Consider the following 20494-nt stretch of genomic DNA (forward strand, 5'->3'; position numbering starts at 1 on the left):
CGATACCAAGCGCCAGGCCGTGCTAGGTTTCCGCGGACGCCGCGGATAACCTTGTCCGCACCGGACACATGATTGATCGCTACTCGCCCCCATCGGAGCGGAGCTGCATGGAGCCTGTGTCAGAAATTCACTACAGACGGTTTGCGCCGCTGGTGGCATGGTACAGCAATGATCGGATTGTTGCTGACATCCGCCTTGCTTGGCACTGCATCTCCGACATTGGCAAGCGAACCTGACCGCTGGCCGTTTCCGGGCGGCTCTTACGAAGCGTATGCAAATGGCGAGTTTACTCTGTCGCAAACCCTTTTGGAGCAAGCCTATCGCGATTGCGCCGCCAGCGACCCAGTCGCCGATGAATGCCTCGATCTGCTGTTCGCGCTCACGAAAGCCAGTAGTTCTGCCGGCAAGCGGGATGACGCACTGCGCCATGCGCGTCAGGCCGTGCGGCTTGTCGCGCGCAGCCTGCCGGAGGATAACCCGGCCTATGCCACTGCCTATGGGAATCTCGGCACCGTCCTGACCGAACGGGGGCACTATGCGGAAGGCGAGACGGCTCTTCGAGAAGCGTTGTCGGTAATGCAAAACATGCCGTCTGCGGACGGCCTCGGGCTTGCCAAGGCATATCACAATCTCGGCGTAGCCTTGTATCAACAAAAACGACACTCAGAAGCCGCCGCAACGCTGAGATTGGCCGCAGACTTGTACGCCGATGCGTTACCAGAAAATGAGCCGCTGATGGCCGACATCTGGGAGGCGCTGGCTCTGTCGCTCATAGAACAGCAGGCGTTTCAAGAGGCCGGTGAATTGATAGCGCGTGGGCTTTTGCTGCGCGCGAAAACACTCGGTGACGATCATCCCGCAACTGCCCTTAGCTATCACAATGCCGGGTCGATGATGATCGAAATGGGGGCCTATGCCGCTGCCGAACCTTACCTCAGCAAGGCACTCGAGATCCGCCTCAAGAGACTGCCCAAAGGCCACCCCGATCTCGCCGCTACGCTGGCGATGCTCGCCACCAGCATTACTGGACAAGCCAAGTTCGACGAAGCCGAGAATATTCTTCGGGCAGCTTGGGCGATTGCATCGAGTGCCCACCCACCTGGCCACCCGGCGCGTATCAATGCAGCAATCCCTCTGGCTATGATCATGACCGAACAATCTGGCAATTTGGAAGAAATCCGGACGCTTTACCTCGAAGCGGAGCGAGATATTTTGACCCGTGCAGCCGCGACCGCAAATTTCGATCAACCTGCGGAAGCCACGTTACGGCAGTACCGAACCGCCTTCGTCGGTCACGTCGAAACCGCCTGGCGTCTCGCCAACCGCTAGCTTTTCTCGAAGGTCCCGCTGAAAACCGACCATCCCGTGCGGTCGGCGATCTGCGCCAGCGCCCGCGCGCCGAGCAGGCTGGTGCCCGCCCGGTTGAGCCCCGGGGACCACACTGCGAGCGTCGCGCGGCCCGGCACGCTCGCCAGGATCCCGCCGCCCACGCCGGACTTGCCGGGAAAGCCGACATCAAAGGCGAACTCGCCCGAATTGTCGTAGTGGCCGCACAGCAGCATCAGCGCATTGATCCGCCGCGCACGTTCGGTGCTGCACATGGTGAGGCCCGTCACCGGGTCGGTCCCGTCGAAAGCGAGAAACAGCGAGGCTTCGGCCAGCTGGCGGCAGCTCATCGCGATCCCGCACTGGCGGAAATAGACCGACAGCACGTCTTCGACCGGGTTCAGCAGGCGTCCGAAATCGGCCATGAAATAGGCAAGACTGCGATTGCGCGCGCCGGTCTCGCTTTCGGAGCGGGCGACGTCCTCGTCGATCGTGATCCGCGTGTCGCGGGCCATGTTGTGCAGGCGGGAGAGCAGATCCGCGACCGCTTCATCCGGGCCGCGATCGCCGATGAAGCGATCGGTCGTCACGATCGCGCCGGAATTGATGAACGGATTGCGCGGCTTGCCCTTCTCGCGTTCGAGCTGGACGATCGAATTGAACGGGTTGCCGGACGGCTCGCGCCCCACCGCTTCCCACAAGGCCGCGCCTTCGCGGTCGAGCGCCATGGCGAGCGCGAACACTTTCGACACGCTCTGGATCGAGAATTGCTCATCGGCGTCGCCGGCGCAGAAGACGCTGCCGTCGCGAGTCGCGATCGCAATGCCGAACTTGGTCGGATCGACCTGCGCGAGCGCCGGAATATAGCCGGCAGGCGTGCCCGATCCGCGCTCGTCGGCGAGCGCATTCCAGGTGTCGTCGACGATCTGTTGCAGGTCCATGCCCGCGCGTTAGGCAAAAGGACTGGATTTTACAGCCCCTTTCGCACAAAGGCGCTGCCAAGTGCCGGTTTAGCTCAGCTGGTAGAGCAGCGGTTTTGTAAACCGAAGGTCGCGGGTTCGATTCCTGCAACCGGCACCATTCCCTCCTTTGCCCGTTGGTGTGTCTCATCCCGGCAGGAGAGACCATTGAAAACACCGCATTCCGTTGGTGATATCCTCGACGCACTGGAAGAACTCGCGAGCGACAACGACCGGGTGTCGATCGCCGATACGGTCGAGGCGTTCGGCGCGCGCAGTTGGGGGCCGCTGATCATGGTTCCCGCGCTCATCGAACTGACCCCGATCGGCGGCATTCCGGGCGTCCCGACCTTCCTCGCGACCGTCATCGCGCTGGTCGCAGTGCAGATGATTTTCGGCCAGGACCATCTGTGGATGCCGGGTTTCGTCGAGGATCGCTGCGTCGAGGCCGACAAGCTGGACAAGGCCTCGGACAAGCTGCGTCCGATCGGCAAGCGGCTGGACAGCTGGTTTCACGGGCGCTGGCGGCGGTTCACGGAGAACCCATGGAACAAGATCGCCGGTGTGCTGATCCTGCTGCTCTGCGCCACCGTGCCGCCGCTCGAGCTGCTGCCATTCGCCAGCAGCGCGCCGATGCTGGCGATCGCCTGCTTCGGCCTAGCGCTGATGGTGCGCGACGGATTGCTGATGCTGGTCGCGAGCGGGCTCGCCCTCGCCTCTCTCGGCTTCGGCACCTACATGCTGATGACCGGGGCCGTCGGCAGCGGCTGAGCCGTGTCTCAGCCGCGACCGCGATAGGAGGCGACGCCCTGATCGGGCACCCACAGCCCCTCGGGCGGCGGGCCGGATTGCCAAAACACGTCGATCGGGATGCCGCCGCGCGGATACCAGTAACCGCCGATGCGGAGCCATTCCGGTTTCATCTCGGCATTAAGGCGCTGGCCTATGCCGACCGTCACGTCCTCGTGAAACCCGCAATGGTTGCGGAAACTGCCGAGGAACAGCTTGAGGCTCTTCGATTCGACGATGTGCGCGCCGGGTGCGTAATCGATCACCAGATGCGCGAAATCGGGCTGGCCGGTCACCGGACACAGCGAGGTGAATTCGGGCGCGGCGAAGCGCACCATGTAAAGTGCGCCCTGGCGCGGATTTTCGACATAATCGAGCACCGCCTGCTCGGGCGATTCGGGCAGCGCGCTGGTCTGGCCGAGATGGATAGGTGTGTCGCTCATGCCACAAGCTCTGGCCGACATGCGGTCCGCATGCAAGCATGGGGCTGGCGAGCGCTCGCTTAACCCCCTATTCAGCGCCGCTTGACGAGGCTCCACCCTCCTCGCGCACAAGCCATTCTCCTCGTGCACAAGAACCCGATGACCAAGCACACCGCCCTTTCGAAATTTTCGCTGCCGCTGCTGTCGCTGGCCGCATTGCTGGCGCTCGCGCCTGCCGAGGTCGCCGCGCAGGGCTACGATCTGCCGCCCGCGCCCACGCCGACGCCGACGCAGAGCCCGGTCTACGGGCCGCAGGATTCGACCCGCCCGCGCCCGCGCCCGGTCCCGATCCCGCCGCCAGGCTCACGCCCGACGCCGCAGCCGACCCAATCGGCAACCCCCGACCGGGCGCCTGCCCCGCAACCGACGGGCACGCGTACCCCGGCGCCGCGACAGAGCCCGGTCGTCCAGCCGCAGCCCGGTGCACGCTCGACGCGCCAGCCGACGCAGGAGCGGCCTCCTCAACAGGCCACTCCTCAGGCCTCTCCGACGCCGCGACCTTCCGCGCCGTCACCGTCGCCGCTCGACCTGCCAAGCGTCAGCCCGTCGGCGTCCTCCACAACGACCGGCGCCTCGACGCCTGCCTCCTCCGAACCGCAACCCGAATCCGGGAACAGCGGCGGCCGTCCCTGGCTCTGGATCGCGCTGGTCGGCCTCCTCGCCGCCTTAGCAGGCGCATTCGTCTGGTGGCGCAGGCGCGAGACCATCGGCGGCCCGGTTGCCGTGCCCTCGATCGAACGCCCCGAGCCGGTGGCGAAATCCACCGAGACACCCACGACGCCCGCACCCTCTGCCCCGGCATCGCCCTCGGCACCCGCAAAGGTCGCTCCGATGACGGGGGCGGCGAAGGCACCTGCGCGCGCCGAGGCGGTGAGCTTCTCCAAGGGGGCGCTGCACGTCGCTTTCGAGACGCGCAATCTCACGATCACGATGATGGCGGCGACGCTGGCTTACCGTATCACGCTGTCCAATCGCGGCAACGACGCGCTGGACAACATTATGGTTGGCGGCATCGTCGAAGCGGCCAATGACCGGATCGCGATCGAGCGCCAGATCGAACCGCCGCTCGGCCAATTGCCGATCTCGCACCAGCTCGAAACGCTCGCTGCGGGCGAAGTGCACGAACTGACCGGCGAATTTCGCGTTCCGCTCACACATTTGAAACCGATCCTGCGCGGCGAAGCGCGGTTGTTCCTTCCGATCGCGCGCTTGCGGGCGGCCGGCACCCCGGCAGGGGGCGAACCGCTCATCGCGCAGCGAAGCGTCCTGCTCGGCATCCCCGGACAGGGAGCGCAACTCGCCCCACTGCGGCTCGATGCGGGCCCGCGGGTCTATCGGGAAATCAGCCAGCAAGTGGCTGTGCCGCGCGCCGCCTAGGCTTGTCCGCAAGGGTGGACGATAGCCTGCGCGCGCGGTAACCGTCAGGACACGCACCGGGAGAATTCTGCGTGGAAAGCCTCGTCTCTACCGAATGGCTCGCCGGCGAGTGCGACGCCGCCGACCTGCGCATCGTGGATGCCTCGAAACACCCGTTCGAACCGGATCGCGATCCGCGGGCCGAATATCTCGACGGGCATATTCCCGGCGCGCTGTTCCTCGACCTTGGCGAGCTCGTCGACACGTCGACCGACGTCCCGAACACGCTTCCCCCTGCGGAAAAATTCGCCAGCCGGATGCAGGCCTTGGGGATCGGCGATGGCAGCCGGATCGTGGTTTACGACAATGGCAGCCAGGTGAAGAGCGCGATGCGCGCCTGGTTCATGTTTCACCACTTCGGCGCACACAATGTCGCCGTGCTCGATGGCGGCTTAGCCAAATGGCAGGCCGAGGATCGCCCGCTGGAGCAGGGGGCGAACGAACGGCGCCAGCGACACTTCACCAGCTGGGAAAGCGGAAAGTGCGTGCGCTCGAAGGCGGATATGCTCGCCAATATCGAAAGCGGTGCCGAACAGGTCGTCGATGCCCGCCCGGCCGAGCGGTTCGAAGGCGCTACGCCCGAACCACGCGAGGGGATGGGGGCCGGGCATATCCCAGGCGCGGTCAATCTGCCGGTGGGGTGGCTTTACCGCGAAGACGGCACCTTGAAGGACGAGGACGGGCTGCGCGCCGCGTTCGAACGTGCCGGTGTCGATATGGATCGTCCGCTGGTGACGAGCTGCGGCAGCGGGATGACCGCATCGGTCGTGCTGTTCGCAGCCCAGCTGCTCGGCAAGGACGATGTCGCGCTCTATGACGGGAGCTGGGCCGAATGGGGTGCCGATCCCGCCCTTCCCAAACAGACAGGACCGGCACGCTGACCGACGATAGCAACCGCACGAAACACCGCACGGCCACTAGGCTGGTCGAAGGCGGCCGACGCTCCGAATGGACCGGCGCGGTGGTCAATCCGCCCGTCTGGCGCGGGTCGACCCACCTTTACGAGAGCCATGCCGATCTCCTTACCGGCAAGCCCAATGCAGACGGTCATTTCCATTACGGGCGCCGCGGCGGACCGACACAATGGGCGCTGGCCGAAGCGCTGACCGAGATCGAACCCGGTTCGGCAGGCACGATGCTTTATCCGTCGGGGACCGCGGCCCTCTTCTCGACCCTCGCGGCGGTCCTCAAAAGCGGCGATCGGCTGGCACTGAGCGACAATGCCTACGAGCCGACCCGCCAGATCGCGTTCGGGCCGCTGGCGCAGATGGGCGTCGAGACAATGACCTTCGATCCGCTCGACCTCGACAGGTTCGAAGATCTGTGCCGCAGCGGGATCGCGGCGGTCATGCTCGAAAGCCCTGGCAGCCAGACGATGGAAGTGTGCGATGTGCCCGCGCTCGCCAAGATCGCGCATGCGCATGACGCGGTAGTGCTGCTCGACAACACCTGGGCCTCCCCGCTCGGCTTCGCCGCGCTCGAGAATGGCGTCGACATCACGATCATGTCGCTGACCAAGCATGTCGGCGGCCACTCGGACCTGCTGATGGGCAGCGCGGCAGCGGGCCAGCAATACTACCGCGCGATCCGCCTCGCCGCGCAGGTCCAGGGCCAGCACGTTTCGCCCGACGATGCCGCCCTCGCCCATCGCGGCTTGCGCACCATGCAGATGCGGCTCGCACAAAGTACGGCCAACGCGCTTGCGCTGGCGCAATGGCTCGAAAGCCGTGCCGAAGTCGCGCAGGTGCTGTGCCCGATGCTTCCCGGCAGCCCGGGCCACGAATTGTGGAAACGCGACTTCACCGGCGGATGCGGCTTGTTCAGTGTGGTGCTGAAAGATGCCGACAAGGCAGCGCGCGGGCGTTTCCTCGATGCCCTCGATCTGTTCGGGATGGGGTACAGCTGGGGCGGGTTCGAAAGCCTTGCCATCCCCTTCGACCCCGAACGTATTCGTGACCGGATCGCATGGCCACCCGCCGGCTGCGATCCCGAAGATCGGCTGGGCGTGCGGTTTTCCGTGGGATTGGAAGACACCGAGGACTTGATCGAAGACCTCGAACAGGCTTTTGCTGCGATGCACGCATGACCACGTCCGCTTCGCCTCCTGCCACGCCCGATGCGACCCCCGCCCCGTTCGACGATCTGTTCGGACGGCTCGACGACGCTGCCAATGCGACTCCGGCGCCCGAAGAGACCGCCACCCCGGCACTGACGGTGACCGACGGGTTAAAGGAAGCCGCGTCGCAGAGCGAAGCCGCAGGCACGGTGGTCGATGCACTCGATGCGCTCGCGGTCACGTTCGGCGATCACCGGATTTCGATGCTCGATATACTGGTGGTGTTCGGCATTATCGGCGGCGTCGTGCTGTTTGCGTGGGGCTTCGGCAAGCTCGTGCGGCGCGGCATCCGGCGCTTCTCGCGTTTCGACGCGACCCAGCAATTGCTCGCCGAAAAGCTCGTCTCGATCGCCGTCTGGGCGATGGCGTTCTTCATCGGGATCGACATGCTCGGGATCGATCTCACCGCGCTCGCCGTGTTTTCGGGCGCCTTCGGCCTGGCCATCGGTTTCGGCCTGCAGAAGACCTTCGGTAACCTGATCGCCGGGATCATCCTGCTGATGGACCGCTCGATCAAACCGGGCGACGTGATCGCGGTGACCGACCAGGCGGGCAAGGAAAGCTTCGGCCAGATCCGCAAGATCGGCATCCGCGCGGTTTCGGTGACCACCCGCGACCAGCGCGAATATCTTATTCCGAACGAAAACCTGATGATCAACCAGGTCGAAAACTGGTCCTATTCCTCAAAGAACGTGCGCATGCAGGTGCCGGTGGGAGTGTCCTACGGCTGCGATATCACGGTGGCGGAAAAGCTGATGCTGCAGGCCGCGAATGCCTGCCCGCGCGTGCTCGACATTCCCCCGCCCACGGTGTGGCTCGACGGGTACGGCAACAGCAGCGTCGATTTCGTGATCCAGTGCTGGATCAAGGACCCGGAAGACGGCGTCGGCAATGTCCGCTCCGAAGTGCTCAAGAAGCTGTGGTGGCTGTTCCAGGAAAACGACATCGAGATCCCGTTCCCGCAACGCGACCTCAATCTGCGCCGCAACGAACAGTTCGACCAGCTCATCGCCGCTGTCGCGCAGCGGATCGATACGGGCAAGAAAGAGCCCTAGAGCCAGCCCTCGCGTTCGTACCAGCGCGCCGTGTCGCGCAGTCCTGCCCGCGTTTCCATCTGCGGCTGCCACAGTGACGATGGCGGTCTACGGTCCGCGCTCGCGACCCAGTCGGGATGCACCATGTAGCCGACCCGATCGAGCGTAAGCTTGGCCTTGTCGCCGCGCATCAGCCTGTCCGCCCGTGCTGCCAGCCGGAGCAGCGGAGCCGGAACGCGCGGCACGAGCGCCCGCGTGCCGACCGCATCGGCAATCGCCGTGGCCAGCTCGGCATGTTCCCAGCCCTCGATCCGGCCATCGTCGGGCTCGTAGATCGCCCCGCTCGTCGGCTGCTCCGCCAGTGTCACCAGCAGGCGCGCCAGATCGTCGACATGCACGATCGACGTGCGCCCCTTGGGTGGCATGGGCACGAGATGCGCCTTGGCCGCGCGGAACAGATCGAACATCTCGGTATCGTGGGGACCGTAGATCGCCGGCGGGCGCACGATCGTCCAGTCGAGCGAAGAGGCGCGCACGGCGTCCTCGCCTCCGCGTTTCGAAGCGCCATAGAGCGACAATTGCGGCTCGCGCGCGGAGAGCGACGAAACCAGCACGAGGCGCTTGGTCCCCGCCCGCTCCATCGCCGCGATGACATTCTGCGTGCCGCCGATATTGGCCGCCTCGAAGCCTGCGCGATCGGGCGCGTTCACCACCCCGGCAATGTGCAAAACGGCGTCGCTTCCACGCACCAGTTCTTCCAGCGCAGCCGCATCGGACAGGTCGCCGCGAATCCATGCGACACCTTCACGCAGTGTCTGATCGCGCCGAGCGAGCGCCCGAACACTATGGCCTGAATCAAGCGTATGATTGACAGTCGTGCGGCCGACGAAACCGGTGCCGCCGGTGATCGCCAGCACGCTCAAATCGGAGACCAATCCTCGTCGTCCACCTCGTCGACATCGGCACTGCCGGGCGCGCCGGTCTTCTTCTCGGGCAGATAACGCAGCACCGCGTCGAGCATTTCGGGAATGCCATCCCCGGTCGCGCCCGAAATGGGAAAGACCTCCTGCACGCCCTCCGCTTTCAGCTCGTCGGCAAAGGCTTCGAACAATTCCTCATCGACCAGATCGAGCTTGTTGAGCGCCACCAGGCGCGGCTTGTCCTCAAGCCCCTCGCCATAGGCCGCTAGCTCTTCCTCGACCGTCTTGAGCGCTTCCTTTGGATCTTCGCCCTCGATATCGATAAGGTGGATCAGCACGCGGCAGCGCTCGATATGGCCGAGGAAACGGTCACCGATCCCCTTGCCGTCCGCCGCGCCCTCGATCAGGCCGGGAATGTCGGCGAGCACGAATTCGCGCCCCTTGTGCCGCACCACGCCCAGCTTGGGCGCGATCGTGGTGAAGGCATAGGCGCCGACCTTCGCCTTGGTGTTGGCAACGGCGTTGAGGAAAGTCGATTTGCCCGCATTGGGAAGACCGACAAGGCCGACATCGGCGAGCAGTTTCAGCCGCAGCCAGACCCACATTTCCTCACCCGGCTCGCCCGGCTGGTGCTGGCGCGGGGCACGATTGGTGGAGGATTTGTAACTGGCATTGCCGCGACCGCCCAGCCCGCCTTCGAGGAAGACCATGCGCTCGCCCTCCTCCGTCAGGTCGGCGAGGATCTCTTCCTTGTCCTCGGAAAGGATCTGCGTGCCCACAGGCACCTTGATGACCAGCGGCTTGGCCGAGGCACCGGTGCGATCCTTCCCCATGCCGTGCGCGCCGCGAGGGGCCTTGAAATGCTGCGAATACCGGAAATCGATCAGCGTATTGAGCGCAGGCACCGCCTCGAACACGACGTCGGCCCCACGGCCGCCATCGCCGCCGTCGGGTCCACCCATCTCGATGTACTTCTCGCGCCGGAAACTGACGGCCCCTGGGCCACCCGCGCCGGATTTAATGAAGATCTTGGCCTGGTCGAGGAAATGCATCGGATCGCGGTAGGGCGGTTCTCGCCGGAAGGGAAGGCTCTGGATCGCGGCAACCCGGCTCATCCGAAAGGAGCCTCGGTACGAAAAAGCCGACCCCGAGGGGTCGGCCGAATTGGAAACTGGTGGAGCCGAGCGGGATCGAACCGCTGACCTCGTCATTGCGAACGACGCGCTCTCCCAACTGAGCTACGGCCCCGTTCCAGTCATCTTCGCAAACCGGCCCTTTCGGGCAATCTGCGCTCGCGAGGGGCGCCCATTAGCCAAAGGGTGCGCCCCTGCCAAGCGCTAATCGCGCTACCCCATCTTGCCCGGCTTTGGTCCATAAGCAGGCTCGGCGCTGGGCGATGCGGTCGGCGTGGGCGACGGTTGGACCGGATCCGGATCGGGCAGCGGGGTGAAACCGGGTGTCTGCGAGGCGTCGTCGGATCCGTCGGTGGCCGGCCCGATAAACGGCTCGGCTGTAATCGCACCAGGTGCGGGCTGCGCGCCATTCGGCGCCCAGCCGAGGATCGGCGAGAACCGCTCTCCATAAGTCGCATCCCACTCGGCCACATCGAGGCGCCATTGCTCGAAATTGTCGTAGAACCGGATGAACACGTCATCGATTTCGGCAAGGCCCGTCGTCGCAAATTCGGTGAAACCGGAAGGCTCGATGCTGGCGGCGGTGAAGCTCAGCCGGTTGGCGACTTCGCAGAATTCTGGGATCGTCGGCGGGAAAGCGAAATAATTGTAGACCTTGGTCATGAAGCTCTCGCGCGGGCCGACATAGCCGGCACCGTGCTTGCTGCGGAACTCCTGTTCGATCCCGCGATTGGCGGCTGCAAGCTCGCGCGATTGGCGTTTCAGCATCGCTCCGTAATTATCGATCAGCAGCGAATAATCGGAGCCAATGCAGTTGAGCGCTGCAACGTTGAGCGCACTGCGGAAGTTCCACACCGTCTGCGCGGTCGAGATGTTGCGATTGACGGTGTTGCGCACGCCGTAGACGTCGGTCGGCGGGATCACCACACCGCCCGTCACGCCGAGTGGCGGAGCGGGACGCGGCGGGACCACAACCACCGGCGGCGGCGGCGGGGGTGGCGGGGGAGGCGGGGGCGGCGGCGCGGGTGTGGCGCAAGCGGATAGCGTTACCACCATCGCGAACGCGATTCCCGTTTGTTTGAGTGTGCGACCAGCCATCCCGTATCTCCCGTGTATTCTGCAACTGTCCCTGCGACATACGTTCTTAGCCGAAGCTGAATCCGCGCGCCACTACACAGGCAAAGAAAAAGCCCGGCAGGATCGCTCCCGCCGGGCCATTTATCGTCAATGACGTGTGCGTCAGTCCTGGCTGCCGAGGAAGCTCAGCAGGAACTGGAACATATTGATGAAGTCCAGATACAGCGTAAGCGCGCCGAGGATCACTGCCTTGCCGGCCATGTCGGTGCCGCGCACATACTGGTACTGGGCCTTCAGACGCTGCGTATCGTAAGCGGTGAGGCCAGCGAAAATCAGCACACCGATGGCACTGATTGCCATGGCGAACCCGCTCGACTGCAGCCACATGTTCAGCAGCATCGCCACCAGCAGACCGACCACGCCCATGATCAGGAACGTGCCCATGCCGGACAGATCCTTCTTCGTGGTGTAACCGAACAGACTGAGGCCTGCGAAGGCGGCGGCCGTCGCAAAGAAGGTGAGAGCGATCGAGGCCTGCGTATAGACGAGGAAAATCGTCGACAGCGATGCGCCCATCAGCGCGGCGAACGCCCAGAACATCAGCTGCAGGGTACCTGCGCTGAAGCGGTTCGCGCCGAAGCTCATCGCGAACACGATCGCGAGGGGCGACAGCATGATGATCCACGGCAGGATCGGGTTCGAATACAACGCCGTCGTCATGCCGGTGTTGGCCATGACGAGCGCGATGATCCCGGACAGCAGCACGCCCGAAGTCATGTAGTTGTAGATCGAGAGCATATGCTTGCGCAGCCCTGCGTCGCGCACGGTGTTCGGAACCGACGCGTTCGAAATGCCCGGTTCGTAACCGACGCCGCTGCGCTGGTCGTTCCAATCGGCCATGATTAACTCCTATCCCGTTGGCGCCACCATAGGCGCCGACTTGTAATCCGTAATATCGGGATCATGCGCGCGAAATTCAAGCGTAATCGGACAAGCTGCCGAACCGCGTCAGCGCGAGATTTTGCGTGCTTCTGCCGCCAGCTCCACGCCGCGGTCGCGCGCAGCGGTGAGGGTTTCGCGCAACAACGCGCGTAGGGCGTTGCCATCGTCGAGAACGTCGATCCCCTTTTGTGTCATGCCGCCCGGGCTCGCGACGCGTAGAGCGAGCGCTCCCGGATCGTGGCGCGAAGCGGCGGCGAGATCGGCTGCGCCGTCCACCATCGCCAGGGCAAGCCTGTCCGCATCCTCGCGTTCGAGCCCGAGATCGTGCGCCGCACCGGCAATCGCGTCGATGAAGCGATAGAGGAAAGCCGGTCCCGAGCCAGTGAGTGCGGTGACGAGATCGTAGCGATCCTCATCGACCCAGGCGATCGGACCGAGCGGACGCGCCAGCTCCTCGATCGCCTGACGCTGGCGATCGGACAGATTGCGTCCGGCCAGCGCGATCGGCGACTTGCCGAGCGCGCAGGAGAGGTTCGGCATCAGGCGGATTACCTTGCCTGCTGTTGGAAAAGCCCTGCGCAGCGTGTCGAGATCGATGCCGCCAAGGATAGAGACGACCGTCGCACCGTTGGTGGCTGGCGCGATTTTGGTGGCCATCTCCGCCAGCATGTGCGGCTTGAAACCAAGCACCACAGCATCGAACGGGGTCGGTGGGAGGTCTGTTACCAGGCGGGTGCCGGTCGGCACTGTTTTTGGGCGCGGATTGTAGATCGTGAAATGATGCGGCGGGATGCCGCTTTTCAGCCAACCGTCGACCATGGCCGAAGCCATGTTGCCATATCCGCAGACGAGAATGCGTTCGAACATGGCTGGGGGAGTATTACGCTTCCCCCGCCGCGTCCACCAGTGCATTGGCGAGCGCTTCGGCGGGAGCCTTGTCGCCCCATAGTGCAAACTGGAAGGCGGGGTAGAACCGGTCGCACTCCTCGACCGCTGCCTCGACCGCGGTTTTCGCCTGCGCGAGGCTCAGCAAGCCATCGTCGCCGAGCATCAGGCCATGGCGATACAGTACCATGCCCCCATTCGACCAGATATCGAAATGACCCAGCCAAAGCTGTTCGTTGACCAGCGCGAGAAGCTCGACCACCGAGTCCCGCTTTTCCTTCGGCACCCGTACTTCGGGGAGGCACAGCAGCTGGAGCACGTGATCGTCGCGCCGCCAGACACCGCGCAGCTGGTAAGTCGTCCAGCTGCCCTTGATCTCGCCGGAAATCTCGTCCTCGCCGGTGTACTCGAACGGCCAGCCATGCGCTTCGAACAGCGCCGCGAGCATATCGACAGGCGCGGCATCGTTGCCGATTTCGATCGTTCCTACCGCGCCCATGATGCCCTCATATCCATGGGGCCCCTTATGAATCGCGATGAATCACTCGCGCAATGAGCGGCTGACTCGCAGCTGCGTATAACTCGATAAGCCTGTGGTATTGTTGTGGAAAAGCCCGGGAATTGCTGGGGATAAAATGGTTGTGCCGAATGGTTGATGCAAAGTTCAACCGTCCGGAAGCAGCACCACTTCCTCGCCATCACCTGAACGCCAGACGAGACTTTCGTGCCCCTCTTCCTTAAGCGCATTGACCATTTTCATCGCTTCCGCACGCGAGGCAAACGGCCCGGTGACCATGCGATTCGTCTGGCCGAGAACCGAGCGATAGGCGTCGCGCCCGTCTAGTATCTCGTATTTTCGCTTGAGCCTGCGCCAGTCGAAAGCGAGCGCATCGACATCGCGTCCGATCCCCAGCTGAACCCAGATTCGCGCCGGGTTGGGCGGCGGTGGGGGATCTTCAGGCTCGGGCCGCGCAGGCTTGATCGCGGTGACGTCAACCGCTCCCGATGACGCTTCGGCTTCCGGCATGGCATCGGGCTTGCCGATATCGCCGAACGCGCTGGCAAAATCGGGTTCGCGCGCAGGCTCTTGCACCGGCTCGTCGCGGATCGTGCCCGGCACCGTAGCCAGATCGAAACCCGGCCCAGCGGTTGGACTGGGTTCGCGCACCGGTGATTGTGCCACGTCTTGCGCAGGAGCCTGTGAAGGTGCCTGCACCACCGGCTCGGCCACGGTCGGAGCGGGCGGCTGAGTGGTATTCTCGGCAACGGGTCCTGTAGCAGGCGGATTCGACCGACCGGTGGGGCCCTCGCGGCGGCGCTGTTCTTCCTGATCTCGCAATGTTGCCGCCTGCCGTGCAAGCCGGTCGGGCTCGTCGGTACGCGATGCGGGAGGCGCAGTCGTTTGGCCTTCGCTCGATTGGCGTGAGGGAGCAGCCGCAGAAGCCCGACGCGGCGGACCTCCCAGCGGTTCGCCTTTGGGCACAAGACCGTCACCCGCGCTGCGGCGAGGCTTCCGTACCGGCGGCTGGGCCGCGTAGGCCGCAATTTCGGGGGTGTCGCGTCCTATCTCGCTCGAGCCGGGGAACCGGCCGAGATTGGCGGCAGCGGCCTGTTGCGCGCGGGTAAGCCGTTCCATGATCCTGAGGAACGGTTCCATTTCGCGAGCGAGCCCGGCGGGCATGACGGCATTGGCGACGGTGACCGCTTCATCGCTCGCCCCCAAGATCGCAAGCGAGAAAGCGCGCGTTCGCCAGGCCGATTTGTTCTGTCGTTGCAAAAGCGGAAGCAGCGTTGCTTCGGAGCCTTCGCGATCGCCCGAAATGGCGAGACTCAGTGCAAGGCGCCGGATCAACTCTTCCGACGAAGACCGCGCCATGACGGCACGATAGAGCGTCTGGGCGCGGCCCTGCGCACCGACCAGGTCGTAGGCTAGCGCACGTTCGGCATCGATAACCGGATCGCCGAGCGCCTGCTCACCGACATTGTCGAACAGCGCGATCGCAGCGACGGGATCGTTGCGCCGCACCTGCACCGCCGCGATCCCTGCCAGCGCTTCGTCACTGCCCGGGTCGAGATCTCGGGCGCGGGAGAAAAAGCCGAGCGCAGCATCGCTATCGCCGAGCACGAGTGCGGAACGGCCGGCGATCAGCAGCGATCGCATGTCGTCCGGATTGCGCGCGAGCGCTTGCAGCGCCTCCTTCAGCGCCTGCTCTTCGGGCGGCGGCAGGCGCTGGACCACTTCCTGAGCCACCGCCATTTCGGGCAGCGCAAAAGCCGCGCCGGCACAAACCAGCGCAGCCAAAGCGGCGGTAGCGCGTTTACTGGTTATTCTGGCGACCGAGGAAGCGCGGAATGTTGACGGCGCCATTATCGTCATCTTCGTCCTCATCTTCGGATCCGGCGGCAGGCGTCGGCGCGGAACCGCCGCGCGAGAGATTGGCCATCCGCTCGAACAGGGTGCTTCCGCCACCTGGCACGGGAGGCGCGCCGCCGGGCTGACCACCGGACTGTCCGGCGGGCTGACCCGATGCGGGGCCGGGTGTCCGTTCAGCCGTCACGTTTTCGCCCGAGCCACCGCTACGGCCCGAGCCCATACCCTGCGGAACGCGAGGTGCGGGATCGGCCGGTGCGTCGGAACCGGAAGTGCCGCCGCCCTCTGCCAGACGCGATGCATCGAGCAACAGCTCGTCGCCACCCTCGTCCTCGTCGTCCTCGTCGATGGCCTTGGGCATACGCGGCAAACCGCCGCCCGAAAGATCGGCGTAAGCGTCCTGCGGAACGTCGTCTTCGCCTTCCTCGTCCTCGGCAAAGTCGAGCGAGAGGTCGAGCGGTTCGTTCCCGCCATCGTCCGCGTAGCCGCCATCCTCGCCGGGAACGGCATAGGCGCTGTCGTCGGTCGGCGACGGGGGTTCGGTCACATCGTCGGCGTCTTCGAACCCTTCGCTCGAATCGAGATCGCGTGCCGGACGGGCCTGGCCACGCTGCACAAGCGGGGATCCGCCATAATCGTCGTTATCCGCATCGGCATCGTCATAGCTGCCCTCGGTTTCCGTTACGGGCTCGGGGGCAGGCTCGGGCTGAGGCCGCGGGGCGGGATCGGAATAGCTCGTCGTCGCCGCGTAGGCCGGCTTGCGCGCCCCGCTTTCGTAGGAGCCGGATACGTGATCCTCGATCCCGGTGGCGACCACCGAAACGCGGATTTTGCCGTCGAGATCGGGATTGAACGCGGAACCCCAGATGATGTTGGCATCGGGATCGACCAGTTCGCGGATATGGTTGGCCGCTTCGTCGACTTCGAGCAGGCGCATGTCCTCGCCGCCGATGATCGAAATGATGACTCCGCGCGCACCCTGCATCGAAACACCGTCGAGCAGCGGGTTGGCGATCGCCATTTCGGCCGCTTCGAGCGCGCGGCTTTCGCCATCGCTCTCGCCCGTGCCCATCATCGCCTTGCCCATTTCCTGCATCACCGAGCGGATGTCTGCAAAGTCGAGGTTGATGAGGCCCGGCATCACCATCAGATCGGTGATCGAGCGTACGCCCTGCTGCAGCACTTCATCGGCCAGCAGGAACGCTTCCTTGAAAGTCGTTTCGGCCTTGGCGACCAGGAAAAGGTTCTGGTTCGGGATGACGATCAACGTATCGACATGGCTCTGGAGCTGGTCGATACCCTGCTCGGCCGCGCGCATGCGTCGCGTGCCTTCGAACAGGAACGGCTTGGTCACCACGCCCACGGTGAGGATGCCCATCTTGCGCGCGGTTTCCGCGATCACGGGAGCCGCACCGGTACCGGTGCCGCCGCCCATACCGGCCGCGATGAAGACCATGTTGACGCCTTCGAGCGCCTTTTCGATCTCGTTGATGGTCTCTTCGGCTGCCGCGCGACCGACTTCGGGCCGCGCGCCAGCACCCAGCCCCTTGGTCAATTCCGGACCAAGCTGGATACGGGTTTCTGCATTCGAGCTGTTCAGCGCTTGCGCATCGGTGTTGGCATAGACGAAATCGACGCCTTCGATATCGGCATCGATCATGTTCGAGATCGCATTGCCGCCCGCGCCGCCGACGCCGATCACGACGATCCGCGGGCGCAGTTCATCCATGTCGGCGGGTGCGATGTTGATGCTCATATCTTCGTCTCCTGGGGGCATCTCTCCCCCATATTTGGGCAATTGGTTGCGTTAATGGCACAAAGCGGGGTGCGGTTCCAAGCGCTGAGGGTGCTAATCCCCAAGGCAATTGCACGACGCGGATGGTCTAAGCCTCTCAAAACCCGTCCTTCATCATTTGCCAGATGCGCCGGACCTTGCCCAGCGCACCGACCCCGCCGCTGCGATCGCTGCTCGCGCGCAGCTGTCGAAGGTCGAGTGGCGGGTTGGCGGCATGGAGCGCGAGACCCGCAAGCGTCGCGAAACCGGGGCCCGAATGCGCTTCGGCCATCCCGCGCACGAAGCCTGGCCGGCCAAGCCGCACGGGCCGCCCGAGTGCGCCCTGCATGTAATCGGCAATCCCTGCCAGTTCGGCTCCGCCGCCGGTGAGCACGATTTGTCGCCCCGCCCCGGCATTGCCGCCCAGCCCCTTGAGCGCAGCACCGATATCGGCGGTAAAGCCCGCCAACTCCTGCCCGATGACCCCGATCAGGTCGACCCGGGCGATCTGCCCCGCTTCCTCACCGGCATCGCCTTCAGCTTCGAGGCCGACGATCGGGAGCATTTCCTTCTGATCGGTCAGCGAGGCGAGCGCGGAGCCGTGAACGCATTTCAACCGCTCGGCTTGGCCGCGCCGGATCCCGAATTGCGAGGCGATCGCTTCGGTCATGTCGGCCGAGCCCCAGGGCAGGGTCTGCAGCCCCACCGGACGCCCGCGCGAAAACAGTGCTATCGTGGTTACCTCGCCGCCGAATTCGACCAGCGCGCAGCCGAGATCGAGTTCCTCCTCGGTCAGGCAAGCCTGCGCCGCCGCGATTGGCGAAGCGACCAGCCCTGCGACATCGTAATGCGCGTTCTGGACCACTTCACGGATGTTCTTGATCGGCGCATGGTCGGCCAGCACCGCATGGACGTGGACCCCAAGTCGCTCGGCATGCATCCCGACCGGATCGAGCACACCCTGCGCATCGTCCATCGTGTATAGCGCCGGTTGCGCGTGTAGCAGCAGCCCGCGGTCACGCCCGATTTGATCGCGCGCGAGAAGCAGCAGCGTCTCGACGTCCTCGGGCTCGACCCGGCGGCCTCCGATCTCGCAATCGGCGGGCACGATCTCGCTCCGGAGACCGGCACCGGAGCACCCGACCCAGACCGCACGGACATTGCGTTCGGCGATCTGCTCGGCCTTGTCGATCACGTGGCGTACTGCAGCGCTGGCAGCGTTCATGTCGACCACGTAGCCGCGCCTGAACCCGTCCGCCTTGCGATGGTGGGCGCCGAGCACGGTCACTTCGCCATCCTCGCCGATTTGCGCGACGAGTGCCGAAACGCGGAAACTACCGAGATTGACCGCGCCGATGATCCGGCCAGCCGTCGAAGCAGGCATTATTCGGGCGCCCCCGTGCCTACGCCCGAGACTTCCCGCTTACTGCGGCCGGGATCGGTCATGTAAATCCGCGGCGGATTGCGCATGTCGAAACTGGTGGCCTTGCCGCCCAGCAGCCGAGTGCGCCCGTCCAGTTGGGCGAACTTGATCAAGGCTTCGCTCGCGCGGCGATCACCTTCGGGAAGAGCCAGCACCTGGCCGGTCTTGAAATGGATGTTCCAGCGGCGATTGCCGATCCATTCGGCCTCGGCAATCTGCGGACGCAGCGCCGGCGCGGATTTGAGCAGCCGTTCAAGCGGTTGGATGCGTTCCGGGGCCCCCGCCCCGGCAAGCACGAGATAGTCTTCGGCCCCTTCGCGACCGATCACGTCGAGTTCGCTTCCTTCACGATCGACCAGCACCAAGCGATCCGCCTTGCGCAACACCGCCACCGGTTCGCGTTCGACGATATCGACCACGATCGTATCGGGCAGCTGGCGCGAAACGCGTGCATCGGAAACCCAGGGCAGCGTCAGCAGATCGTCGCGCAACAGGTCCAGATCGACCAGCGGGAGAGCACGCTGTTCGATATCGAGCACGCGGTCATATACGCGCCGTTTGTTGAGGTGTTCGGTTCCGCGCACATCGACGCGAACGACTTCGAACCCGGCATCGTTGGCAACCACCGCGACCTGATGGCGCAGCATGGTCGGCACTCCGGCAGCGACCGCGACGGTCCAGACGAGGAACAGGCCGACGGCAATGATGAACGCCGCAAACACGCCCTGCCATTGCTTCTGGCTCAGCGGGATCGCGCCCATCGCCTGATCGAGCGCCGATGCGCCCTTTTTCTTGGCCGCAGTCGCCTTCGCACGGGTGTTCTTGCGCCGGGCAGTGGTCCGCGCGGGAGTCGCCTTGCGTTTAACCCTTGCCATCGGTGCCCCCGCCGCTTTCGTTCGTGCGGCTCCACGCCTCGGCGACGATCGCCTCGACCAGATCTTCGTAGGAGATGCCGCAATGGCGCGCCTGCTCGGGCACCAGGCTGAGCGGGGTCATCCCAGGTTGGGTGTTGGTCTCGAGCACGAAGAGCCCGTCTTCGCCCTGCTCGTCGTCCCAGCGGAAATCGGTCCGCGAGGTGCCGCGGCAACGCAGCACTCTGTGCGCGCGCAGGGCATAATCCCTGCACAATTCGGCAATGGTGTCGGGGATTTCGGCCGGACAGACATGTTCGGTCAGCCCATCGGTGTATTTCGCGTCGAAATCGTAGAAGCCCTGCTTGGGCTTCAATTCGGTCACGCCCAGCGCGCGCGCTTCCTTGCCGTCGTCGAGCACCGCTGCGGTGAGCTCGCGGCCCTTGATGAAAGGTTCGGCCAGCAATTCGGCGAAGTCCTGCCAGGGACCTGCGACATCGCGCGAGATCGGATTGCCGTAATTGCTCTCGTCGGTGACGATCGCGACACCCACCGAGCTGCCTTCGTTGACCGGCTTCAACACATAGGGTCGGGGCAGTGGATCGCGCTGGTGGATTTCCGCGCTCTTGACGATCCGGCCACCGGGCATCGGGATCCCGTGCGGCACCAATGCCTGTTTGGTCAGCTGCTTGTCGATCGCGATCACCGAGGCGGCAAGCCCGGCATGCGTATAAGGGATGCCCATCAGGTCGAGCATGCCCTGCACGCTGCCGTCCTCGCCCGGAACGCCGTGGAGCGCGTTGAAGACCACATCGGGCGCGGCGTCGGCAAGCCGCGCCGCGATCTGCCGATCCATGTCGATCCGGGTGACGGTATGGCCCTTCGCCTCGAGCGCCTTGGCGACGCCCTCTCCACTCATCAGCGAAACCGGGCGCTCATTCGCCCAACCGCCCATCAGGACGGCCACATGGAGGCGGGGAAGTTCAGTCATGCTTC

19 protein-coding genes and 2 tRNA genes are annotated in these 20494 nt (G+C 64.7%); 7 read left to right on the forward strand and 14 right to left on the reverse strand.

Annotation, left to right across the window (positions count from 1 at the left end; all coding sequences use genetic code 11):
- The first annotated feature begins 168 nt into the window (after nucleotides 1-168).
- On the forward strand, nucleotides 169-1329 hold the full coding sequence (locus GRI68_RS07880; RefSeq protein ID WP_160616746.1) for a tetratricopeptide repeat protein: 1161 nt from the start codon (nucleotides 169-171) through the stop codon (nucleotides 1327-1329).
- Here the strand turns inward: GRI68_RS07880 and GRI68_RS07885 are convergent.
- Nucleotides 1326-2267: a glutaminase gene (locus tag GRI68_RS07885; protein ID WP_160616747.1), complete on the reverse strand. Its 942-nt coding sequence runs from the start codon at nucleotides 2265-2267 to the stop codon at nucleotides 1326-1328. The genes GRI68_RS07880 and GRI68_RS07885 overlap by 4 nt on opposite strands.
- A 63-nt stretch (nucleotides 2268-2330) precedes the next feature.
- Here GRI68_RS07885 and GRI68_RS07890 point away from each other — a divergent pair.
- Both GRI68_RS07890 and GRI68_RS07895 read left to right on the forward strand, forming a co-directional pair.
- Nucleotides 2331-2406, forward strand: a tRNA-Thr gene (locus tag GRI68_RS07890).
- A gap of 47 nt (nucleotides 2407-2453) precedes the next feature.
- Nucleotides 2454-3056 carry an exopolysaccharide biosynthesis protein gene (locus GRI68_RS07895; protein ID WP_160616748.1) on the forward strand — a complete coding sequence of 201 codons (603 nt, stop codon included), beginning with the start codon at nucleotides 2454-2456 and terminating at the stop codon, nucleotides 3054-3056.
- Nucleotides 3057-3064: 8 nt separating this feature from the next.
- Here the strand turns inward: GRI68_RS07895 and queF are convergent, their stop codons facing one another.
- Complete coding sequence (gene queF, locus GRI68_RS07900; protein WP_160616749.1) at nucleotides 3065-3517, reverse strand: preQ(1) synthase; 453 nt, start codon at nucleotides 3515-3517, stop codon at nucleotides 3065-3067.
- Nucleotides 3518-3655: 138 nt separating this feature from the next.
- On the opposite strand from queF, the gene GRI68_RS07905 reads away from it, so the two are divergent.
- From GRI68_RS07905 to GRI68_RS07920, 4 genes are all read left to right on the forward strand, one after another.
- Nucleotides 3656-4933: a hypothetical protein gene (locus tag GRI68_RS07905; protein ID WP_160616750.1), complete on the forward strand. Its 1278-nt coding sequence runs from the start codon at nucleotides 3656-3658 to the stop codon at nucleotides 4931-4933.
- A 71-nt stretch (nucleotides 4934-5004) separates the two neighbouring features.
- On the forward strand, nucleotides 5005-5853 hold the full coding sequence (gene sseA / locus GRI68_RS07910; protein ID WP_160616751.1) for a 3-mercaptopyruvate sulfurtransferase: 849 nt from the start codon (nucleotides 5005-5007) through the stop codon (nucleotides 5851-5853).
- Nucleotides 5805-7058, forward strand: a complete 1254-nt coding sequence (metC, locus tag GRI68_RS07915; RefSeq protein ID WP_160616752.1) for a cystathionine beta-lyase — start codon at nucleotides 5805-5807, stop codon at nucleotides 7056-7058. The genes sseA and metC overlap by 49 nt, the downstream gene beginning before the upstream one ends.
- Nucleotides 7055-8143, forward strand: coding sequence for a mechanosensitive ion channel family protein (locus GRI68_RS07920; protein ID WP_160616753.1), 1089 nt, complete (start codon nucleotides 7055-7057; stop codon nucleotides 8141-8143). The genes metC and GRI68_RS07920 overlap by 4 nt, the downstream gene beginning before the upstream one ends.
- On the opposite strand, the gene GRI68_RS07925 is transcribed toward GRI68_RS07920, so the two are convergent.
- From GRI68_RS07925 to GRI68_RS07975, 12 genes are all read right to left on the reverse strand, one after another.
- Entirely contained in the window at nucleotides 8140-9039 is a 900-nt protein-coding gene (locus GRI68_RS07925; RefSeq protein WP_325063818.1) for an NAD-dependent epimerase/dehydratase family protein, read from the reverse strand. The genes GRI68_RS07920 and GRI68_RS07925 overlap by 4 nt on opposite strands.
- A gap of 2 nt (nucleotides 9040-9041) precedes the next feature.
- Entirely contained in the window at nucleotides 9042-10094 is a 1053-nt protein-coding gene (gene obgE / locus GRI68_RS07930; RefSeq protein ID WP_160617895.1) for a GTPase ObgE, read from the reverse strand.
- A 120-nt stretch (nucleotides 10095-10214) separates the two neighbouring features.
- Nucleotides 10215-10290 (reverse strand) — tRNA-Ala (locus GRI68_RS07935).
- Between the two features lie 98 nt (nucleotides 10291-10388).
- A complete protein-coding gene (locus tag GRI68_RS13640; RefSeq protein ID WP_199799731.1) occupies nucleotides 10389-11273 on the reverse strand; it encodes a hypothetical protein in 885 nt (294 codons plus the stop codon).
- A gap of 141 nt (nucleotides 11274-11414) precedes the next feature.
- On the reverse strand, nucleotides 11415-12152 hold the full coding sequence (locus GRI68_RS07940) for a Bax inhibitor-1/YccA family protein (RefSeq protein ID WP_160616755.1): 738 nt from the start codon (nucleotides 12150-12152) through the stop codon (nucleotides 11415-11417).
- A gap of 108 nt (nucleotides 12153-12260) precedes the next feature.
- A complete protein-coding gene (locus tag GRI68_RS07945; protein ID WP_160616756.1) occupies nucleotides 12261-13061 on the reverse strand; it encodes a pyrroline-5-carboxylate reductase family protein in 801 nt (266 codons plus the stop codon).
- A 13-nt stretch (nucleotides 13062-13074) separates the two neighbouring features.
- Nucleotides 13075-13578, reverse strand: coding sequence for a type III secretion system chaperone family protein (locus tag GRI68_RS07950; protein ID WP_160616757.1), 504 nt, complete (start codon nucleotides 13576-13578; stop codon nucleotides 13075-13077).
- A 165-nt stretch (nucleotides 13579-13743) separates the two neighbouring features.
- Nucleotides 13744-15381: an SPOR domain-containing protein gene (locus GRI68_RS07955; RefSeq protein ID WP_160616758.1), complete on the reverse strand. Its 1638-nt coding sequence runs from the start codon at nucleotides 15379-15381 to the stop codon at nucleotides 13744-13746.
- Nucleotides 15382-15397: 16 nt separating this feature from the next.
- Nucleotides 15398-17206 (reverse strand): cell division protein FtsZ, encoded by a 1809-nt coding sequence (gene ftsZ, locus GRI68_RS07960; protein ID WP_160616759.1) that lies wholly within the window; start codon nucleotides 17204-17206, stop codon nucleotides 15398-15400.
- A 136-nt stretch (nucleotides 17207-17342) separates the two neighbouring features.
- Nucleotides 17343-18608, reverse strand: coding sequence for a cell division protein FtsA (gene ftsA, locus GRI68_RS07965; protein ID WP_160616760.1), 1266 nt, complete (start codon nucleotides 18606-18608; stop codon nucleotides 17343-17345).
- Nucleotides 18608-19522, reverse strand: a complete 915-nt coding sequence (locus tag GRI68_RS07970; protein ID WP_160616761.1) for a cell division protein FtsQ/DivIB — start codon at nucleotides 19520-19522, stop codon at nucleotides 18608-18610. Before GRI68_RS07970 ends, ftsA begins: the two co-directional genes overlap by 1 nt.
- Nucleotides 19509-20489, reverse strand: a complete 981-nt coding sequence (locus GRI68_RS07975; RefSeq protein ID WP_160616762.1) for a D-alanine--D-alanine ligase — start codon at nucleotides 20487-20489, stop codon at nucleotides 19509-19511. Before GRI68_RS07975 ends, GRI68_RS07970 begins: the two co-directional genes overlap by 14 nt.
- Nucleotides 20490-20494 lie beyond the last annotated feature (5 nt).

Origin of the sequence: Alteriqipengyuania halimionae, from assembly GCF_009827575.1 — a bacterium.
GTDB classification, from domain to species: Bacteria; Pseudomonadota; Alphaproteobacteria; order Sphingomonadales; family Sphingomonadaceae; genus Alteriqipengyuania_A; species Alteriqipengyuania_A halimionae.

Coding starts and splice junctions, on each gene's coding strand:
- obgE (WP_160617895.1), bottom strand. CDS start 10,094: ATGCATTTCCTCGACCAGGCCAAGATCTTCATTAAATCCGGCGCGGGT.
- GRI68_RS13640 (WP_199799731.1), bottom strand. CDS start 11,273: ATGGCTGGTCGCACACTCAAACAAACGGGAATCGCGTTCGCGATGGTG.
- ftsZ (WP_160616759.1), bottom strand. CDS start 17,206: ATGAGCATCAACATCGCACCCGCCGACATGGATGAACTGCGCCCGCGG.
- metC (WP_160616752.1), top strand. CDS start 5,805: ATGGGGTGCCGATCCCGCCCTTCCCAAACAGACAGGACCGGCACGCTG.
- ftsA (WP_160616760.1), bottom strand. CDS start 18,608: ATGCCTGCTTCGACGGCTGGCCGGATCATCGGCGCGGTCAATCTCGGT.
- queF (WP_160616749.1), bottom strand. CDS start 3,517: ATGAGCGACACACCTATCCATCTCGGCCAGACCAGCGCGCTGCCCGAA.
- GRI68_RS07905 (WP_160616750.1), top strand. CDS start 3,656: ATGACCAAGCACACCGCCCTTTCGAAATTTTCGCTGCCGCTGCTGTCG.
- GRI68_RS07885 (WP_160616747.1), bottom strand. CDS start 2,267: ATGGACCTGCAACAGATCGTCGACGACACCTGGAATGCGCTCGCCGAC.
- GRI68_RS07920 (WP_160616753.1), top strand. CDS start 7,055: ATGACCACGTCCGCTTCGCCTCCTGCCACGCCCGATGCGACCCCCGCC.
- GRI68_RS07940 (WP_160616755.1), bottom strand. CDS start 12,152: ATGGCCGATTGGAACGACCAGCGCAGCGGCGTCGGTTACGAACCGGGC.
- GRI68_RS07945 (WP_160616756.1), bottom strand. CDS start 13,061: ATGTTCGAACGCATTCTCGTCTGCGGATATGGCAACATGGCTTCGGCC.
- GRI68_RS07880 (WP_160616746.1), top strand. CDS start 169: ATGATCGGATTGTTGCTGACATCCGCCTTGCTTGGCACTGCATCTCCG.
- GRI68_RS07970 (WP_160616761.1), bottom strand. CDS start 19,522: ATGGCAAGGGTTAAACGCAAGGCGACTCCCGCGCGGACCACTGCCCGG.
- GRI68_RS07950 (WP_160616757.1), bottom strand. CDS start 13,578: ATGGGCGCGGTAGGAACGATCGAAATCGGCAACGATGCCGCGCCTGTC.
- GRI68_RS07975 (WP_160616762.1), bottom strand. CDS start 20,489: ATGACTGAACTTCCCCGCCTCCATGTGGCCGTCCTGATGGGCGGTTGG.